The sequence below is a fragment of the Streptomyces sp. ADI95-17 genome, assembly GCF_003846175.1.
Classification (GTDB): domain Bacteria; phylum Actinomycetota; class Actinomycetes; order Streptomycetales; family Streptomycetaceae; genus Streptomyces; species Streptomyces sanglieri.
In genome coordinates this window covers 175,434-181,560 of the sequence record NZ_ML123046.1, presented here as the reverse complement: position 1 = coordinate 181,560, position 6,127 = coordinate 175,434, and the positions used below count along the sequence as shown (strand labels likewise).

The following is a 6,127-nucleotide window of genomic DNA, read 5'->3' as shown; positions in this document are numbered from 1 at the left end:
CAAGGCAAAGCGCCGATCAGGAACAGTCCTGATCGGCGCTTTTGCGTTGTGCCCCGAGTGAGGAGTCCCCCTGTGATCCGCACGCACGCGCCCGCCCTTCCCTGGTACGAGGACATGGCCCCCGGATCCGGCGGGACGGCGCCGCGGGCCTGGTACGCGGACTCGGACGCCCGGCGGATGTCGCTGAACGGCCGGTGGCTGTTCCGGCTCTCGCCGGGTGCCGCCGCCCGGGACGAGTCGTTCGCGCGCCCCGGGTTCGACGCCTCGGGGTGGGCCACGGTCGCGGTTCCCGGGCACTGGGTGCTCCAGGGGGCCGGCGGGGCGCCCGCCTACACGAACGTGGTGTACCCCTTCCCGGTGGATCCGCCGAGGGTGCCGGCCGAGAACCCGACCGGCGACCATCTGCGGAGCTTCGACCTGCCCGCCGGGTGGCCGGGGGACGGGGAGGCGCTGCTCCGTTTCGACGGGGTGGAGTCCTGCGCCCGGGTCTGGCTCAACGGTGTGGAGCTGGGCGACTTCAAGGGGTCACGGCTGCCGCACGAGTTCGCCGTCGGCGGGCTGCTGCGGCCCGAGGGCAATGTGCTGGCGGTACGGGTGCACCAGTGGTCGTCGGGGAGCTATCTGGAGGACCAGGACCAGTGGTGGCTGCCCGGGATCTTCCGCGACGTGACCCTGCTGGAGCGGCCGCCGGGTGCGCCCCTGGACTTCTTCGTGCACGCCGGGTACGACCACCGCGACGGGTCCGGGACCCTGCGGGTGGAGTGCGCGGGGGCCGAGGGGCGGGTCCTGGTGCCCGAGCTGGGGATCGATGTCGCGGCGGGTGAGGCGGTGACCGTCGCCGTCGAGCCGTGGACGGCCGAGACGCCCCGGCTGTACGACGGGGAGCTGGTGACCTCCGGCGAACGGATCGGGCTGCGGGTGGGGTTCCGCAGCGTCGTGGTCGAGGACGGGAACATCCGGGTCAACGGGCGGCGGGTGCTGTTCCGCGGGGTGAACCGGCACGAGTTCCATCCGGAGACCGGGCGGACGGTGGACACCGCGACCATGCGGCGCGACCTGGTGCTGATGAAGCAGCACAACATCAACGCCGTACGGACCAGCCACTATCCGCCGCATCCCGCCTTCCTCGATCTCTGCGACGAGCTGGGGCTCTGGGTGATCGACGAATGCGACCTGGAGACGCACGGCTTCTCCGGTCCGGAGTGGCGCGGCAACCCGGTGGACGACGAGCGGTGGACCCCGGCACTGCTCGACCGGGCCGCGCGGATGGTGGAGCGCGACAAGAACCACGCCTCGGTGATCATCTGGTCGCTCGGCAACGAGTGCGGGACGGGGCGCGGGCTGAGCGCGATGGCCGGGTGGATCCGGGGGCGGGATCCGGAGCGGCTGGTGCACTACGAGGGCGATCTCTCCTGCCGGGACGTCGACCTGTACTCGCGGATGTACCCGACGCACGCCGAGGTCGAGCTGATCGGCCGCCGGGCGGAGGAGCCGCTGGCCGACCCGGAAGCGGACGCGCGTCGGCGTGCGATGCCGTTCCTGATGTGCGAGTACGCGCATGCGATGGGCAACGGTCCGGGTGGACTCGGCGAGTACCAGCGGCTGTTCGAGCGGTACGGGCGCTGCCAGGGCGGATTCGTCTGGGAGTGGATCGATCACGGCATCGCCCACCCCGAGCACGGCTTCGCCTACGGCGGGGACTTCGGCGAGGAGCTGCACGACGGGAACTTCGTCTGCGACGGGCTGCTCTTCCCCGACCGCACCCCCTCCCCCGGGCTGATCGAGTACAAGAAGGTCATCGAGCCGGTGCGGATCGAACCCCTGACGGATGCGGGCTCGGTCCGGATCACCAACGGGTACGACTTCGCGGGGTCGGCGCACCTGGACTTCGAGTGGTCGCACGAGGTGGACGGGGTGCCCGTCGGAGCGGGCACGCTCGCCGTGCCGGAGCTCGCGCCCGGTGCGTCGGCGCAGGTACCGCTGCCGGTGGACGGTGCCGGGGTGTGGACCGTACGGGCGGTGCTGGCCCGGGACACCGCCTGGGGCGAGCGCGGGCATGTGGTGGCGTGGGGTCAGGCCGAGGCGGGCGCGCCCGTCGTTCCCGCCGCCGCGACGGGCGCGCGCCCGGAGCGGGTCGAGGGGCTGGTAGCCCTGGGGCCCGGGGTCTTCGACGCGGTGACCGGGGACCCGGTGCGGCTGGGCGCGGTGCCGTTGGAGGGGTTCCGGCTGGATGTCTGGCGGGCGCCCACCGACAACGACAACGGGGCGGCGTGGCAGCCGGACGAGCAGTACGGGCCGCGGTGGCGGGAGTTGGGGCTGCACCGGATGCGGCACCGGCTCGACGCGGTCGAGGCCGGCGAGGACGCCTTGGTCGTACGGACCAGGGTGGCGCCGGCCGGGGGCGGGCTGGGGCTGCGTACCGCGTTCCGGTGGACGGCCGACGGGGAGCGGCTGGGGCTGACGGTGTCCGTGGTGCCGGAGGGCGAGTGGCGGGTGCCGCTGCCCCGGCTGGGTGTCCGGTTCGGGCTGCCCGCCCGGTACGGCGCGGCGCGCTGGTTCGGCGGCGGGCCCGGTGAGGCGTACCCGGACACCCGCGCCGCCTCGGTGCTCGGCCGGTGGCGGATGTCCGTGGACGAGATGCAGACGCCGTACGTGCGGCCCCAGGAGAACGGCGCGCGGGCCGACGTCCGGTGGGCGGAGCTGATGGACGGCGGCGGGGCGGGTGTACGGGTCGAGGGAGGTGCGCCGTTCTGGTTCACCGCGCGGCGGTGGACGAGCGAGCAGCTCGATGCGGCCGGGCACGTACCGGAGTTGCGGGCCGGCGGGAGCGTCTGGGTGAATCTGGATCACGCGGTGCAGGGGATGGGTTCGGGGTCGTGCGGGCCGGGGGTGCTGCCCGACTACCGGCTCGACGCGCGGCCCGCGGAGTTCTCCTTCGTGTTCTCGCCGTCCGGCTGAGCGGCGGGGCTGGGCCCGGCCCGTGCTCCGGGGGGCGGCGACCGCCCTCGGCCGGCCGCCACCGGGCCAGTTGCACGGTCACGGTGACCTCGACGGTGCCGGACGACGACTCGGACGAGCCGCTCCGGTTCGAGGAGCAGGTCACCGTCGTCCGGTCCCCTCCGGTGCCGAGGAACACCACGCCTGGACAGGCCGGTACTTCCACGGGTCCGCCTCCCGGCTGCCGGACGGGCTCGACGGGCTGGTCGCCGGGGACCGGGCCATGCTGGTCCTGCCCACTGCCTGCGATGTGGACGGCCGGCCGTCCACGGTGACCATCCGGAGCGGGAGCACCGGCAACGGCCATCTGGGCAGGCCGGCCATGCCCTTCACGATCGGCAGCCGTCCCGAGGTCGCCCGGATGCTGCTGGACGCGACCAACACCGTTATGCTCAAGGCCGGTTGTGCTCCGGGCGTGCCGCTGCGCGTGACGTCGCCCTTCGTGACGGTCGCCGAGGACGACGGGTCGGCCGGAAGCCCGTTGTGCCGGATACCCGGTGTGACCTTCGGGTTCGGCCCGGGCTCCAGGTACCGGAAGCAGGTGGGTGTGGTCGACGGACGGCTCCAGACCTGTTCGGTGGTGTGGAAGGCGCCGGGGACGCCCGACGAACCGGCGGCGCAGTACGTGATGGCCGGCGATCCGCGTATGGCCGCGCTGTTCGCGGGGCTGCCCGAGGGGGCCGGCCATGGGCTCGTGCGCACCGAGTGCAACGGGCGGCCGACCGTGTTCTACGGGAACGCCGGGTCCGGGCTGAAGGGTTCGGGGCGGCCGGGCGACCGGCGGGTGTTCGAGAACTTCACCGAGTCCGTGAGCAGGCGCATCGGGTGCGGGGCCGGTGAGGGCGCGTGAGCGGCGGCGAGACCGGAGCGACGGACGGTACCGAGGAGAACGGGGCAGCGGCTGTGGACGGGAACGGGAACGGCGAGAGGACCGCGGTTTCTGAGCCGCGGAACCAGGAGCAGGAGCACGGATCTCCGGAGCCGGAGCCCGCTCCCGACCGCGTTCCGGTGCTGCGGCGTCTGTTGCGCAGCCGTACCGCCCGTGCCGTCACCGCCGCCGGGCTGGTCGGCGCGCTCCTCGGTGCCGGTGCGGTGGCCTGGCGCACGGACGCGCTTCCGTCGGCCGGTCCCGCGCCCTGCTGGGACTCGCTCAGCGACGCGACCCTGTCGGACCTCTTCGGCGACCACAGGACCGAGGTCGAGGAGCAGTCGCTGCAGACCGATCCGCGCGATGGGAACTCCTCGTACGGGCAGTGCCGCGTCACCAGCTACAAGAACGACTGGGCCCGCCGCCAGATGACCGTGCGGGTGCACCGGCTGGACGGTCTGGAGGGCACCGACGCGCACGAGTGGCCTCGGGAGTACCTCGCGGCCGGCCTGGTGTCGCTCGGCGACGGGCTGCCCGGGATGACCTCGTCCACGCGTGCCTGGCTGGCCCTGCCGCAGAGCTGTACCGGACGGGACGAGTTCACCGGGCCCACGGTGGTGGACGTCGCCATGGGGCGGGCCGGGCTGGAGGTCTCGTCGGAGATCGACCAGAGGGACCGGGCGGCGCTGACCCGTGCGGTGGTGGAGGCCACCAACGGGGTCATTCGTGAGCTCGGCTGCTCGGGCGCCTACCGGGCGCCCCATGACCTGCCCTCCCTCGTGGCGCAGCGGGACGCGCAGGCCGATGCCTTCTGCGGTATCAAGGGCCTCACCCTTCCCCCGGCGTACCGCAAGAGCCTGGTCCGGACCCGTGTCGGCGGCGACGGCGGGCCCGCCCGGATCTGCGAGGCCGGTGGCAGGCTCACCCCCAAGCTGCGGATGACGACGGTGACGGACGCGGCGCTGACCGAGATCTTCTCCCGGGACGTGCTCTGGGCCGGTCTGTCCGTCAAGGGCGCCAAGGGGTACGGCAGGTTCGACGGCGCCAGGGCGCTCTACCGGGCGCCCTGCCGGACCGGTCCCGTGGTCTTCGTGGTGGAGCAGCTGGAACCGGTGGCCGACGGGGACTTCGGCCTCACCCGCGCGCTGCTGCCGGGTTATGTCGCCGCCGAGGCGGAGCGCATCGGCTGCGGTCCGCTGAAGGTGACGCTGCCGGGGGCGTGACGGTTCCGGCCCGGTGACCGGCGATAATGTGCGCACACCCCGGGGCGACGGAGCGAGGAGCCTGCACCATGAGCACCGCCGTAGTGGTCGGCGTTCCCCGATGAGGGGGCGCGCGAAGCCCCCGGCGGCGCCGCTGCCGCAGCGGGACGGGATCGACCCGGTCCGGCTGCGACTCCCGGAGGATCCGGACGGGGCGTGGCCGACGGTGCGTGATCATCTGCTGGCGCGGTTCGCGGAGGCGATCGGGGCGCGGCGGGTGGACGCGATGCTCGCCGAGGGCGGGTTCGTCTCGGTGCGGGGCCCGGTCTCCGCCGAGGAGCCGTACGCGGCGGGCCGGTACATCTGGTTCCACCGGGACTTCGCGCCGGAGGAGCCGGTGCCGTTCCCGGTCGGGGTCGTCCACCACGACGAGCACCTCGTCGTCGCCGACAAGCCGCACTTCCTGGCGACGACACCGCGTGGCCGGCACATCACCGAGACCGCGGTGGCCCGGCTGCGCCGTGAGCTGGAGCTGCCCGCGCTCCAGCCCGCCCATCGACTGGACCGGCTGACCGCGGGCCTCGTGCTGTTCGTCGTACGGCCCGGGGAGCGGGGCGCGTACCAGACGATGTTCCGGGACCGTCTGGTGCGCAAGGAGTACGAGGCGGTGGCGCCGTACGATCCCGCGCGGGCCTTCCCGCGGACCGTGCGCAGCCGGATCGTGAAGGAGCGCGGGGTCGTCGCCGCGCGCGAGGAGCCGGGCGAGCCGAACAGCGAAAGCAGGATCGAGCTGCTGGAGCATCGGGAGGGGCTCGGCCGCTACCGGCTGCTGCCCGCCACCGGGCGGACCCATCAGCTGCGGGTCCACATGAACGGACTGGGGCTGCCGATCGTCCATGACCCGCTCTATCCGGTGGTCGAGGCGGAGGGGGCGCCGGACGACTTCTCACGTCCGCTCCAACTCCTGGCCCGGGTGCTGGAGTTCACCGATCCGGTCACGGGCGAACCGCGCCGCTTCGAGAGCGGGCTGCGGCTCTCCGCGTGGCCGGACCGGTGAGGG

At 73.5% G+C, this 6,127-nt stretch carries 4 protein-coding genes; all 4 read left to right on the top strand.

Annotation, left to right across the window (positions count from 1 at the left end):
• Window positions 1-114: 114 nt before the first annotated feature.
• The 4 genes from EES42_RS14680 (at window position 115) to EES42_RS14665 (ending at window position 6,124) form a co-directional block, all read left to right on the top strand.
• Complete coding sequence (locus EES42_RS14680; protein WP_124719370.1) at window positions 115-2,958, top strand: glycoside hydrolase family 2 TIM barrel-domain containing protein; 2,844 nt, start codon at window positions 115-117, stop codon at window positions 2,956-2,958.
• Window positions 2,959-3,220: 262 nt separating this feature from the next.
• Window positions 3,221-3,847 carry a hypothetical protein gene (locus EES42_RS14675; protein ID WP_124718674.1) on the top strand — a complete coding sequence of 209 codons (627 nt, stop codon included), beginning with the start codon at window positions 3,221-3,223 and terminating at the stop codon, window positions 3,845-3,847.
• A gap of 158 nt (window positions 3,848-4,005) precedes the next feature.
• Window positions 4,006-5,088 (top strand): hypothetical protein, encoded by a 1,083-nt coding sequence (locus EES42_RS14670; protein ID WP_206433477.1) that lies wholly within the window; start codon window positions 4,006-4,008, stop codon window positions 5,086-5,088.
• A 100-nt stretch (window positions 5,089-5,188) separates the two neighbouring features.
• Window positions 5,189-6,124, top strand: coding sequence for a pseudouridine synthase (locus EES42_RS14665; RefSeq protein ID WP_124718673.1), 936 nt, complete (start codon window positions 5,189-5,191; stop codon window positions 6,122-6,124).
• Window positions 6,125-6,127: the final 3 nt, after the last annotated feature.

Bases quoted from the DNA above. Each gene is read 5' to 3' on its own strand.
- EES42_RS14675 (WP_124718674.1), top strand. From the start codon at position 3,221: ATGCTGGTCCTGCCCACTGCCTGCGATGTGGACGGCCGGCCGTCCACG.
- EES42_RS14665 (WP_124718673.1), top strand. From the start codon at position 5,189: ATGAGGGGGCGCGCGAAGCCCCCGGCGGCGCCGCTGCCGCAGCGGGAC.
- EES42_RS14680 (WP_124719370.1), top strand. From the start codon at position 115: ATGGCCCCCGGATCCGGCGGGACGGCGCCGCGGGCCTGGTACGCGGAC.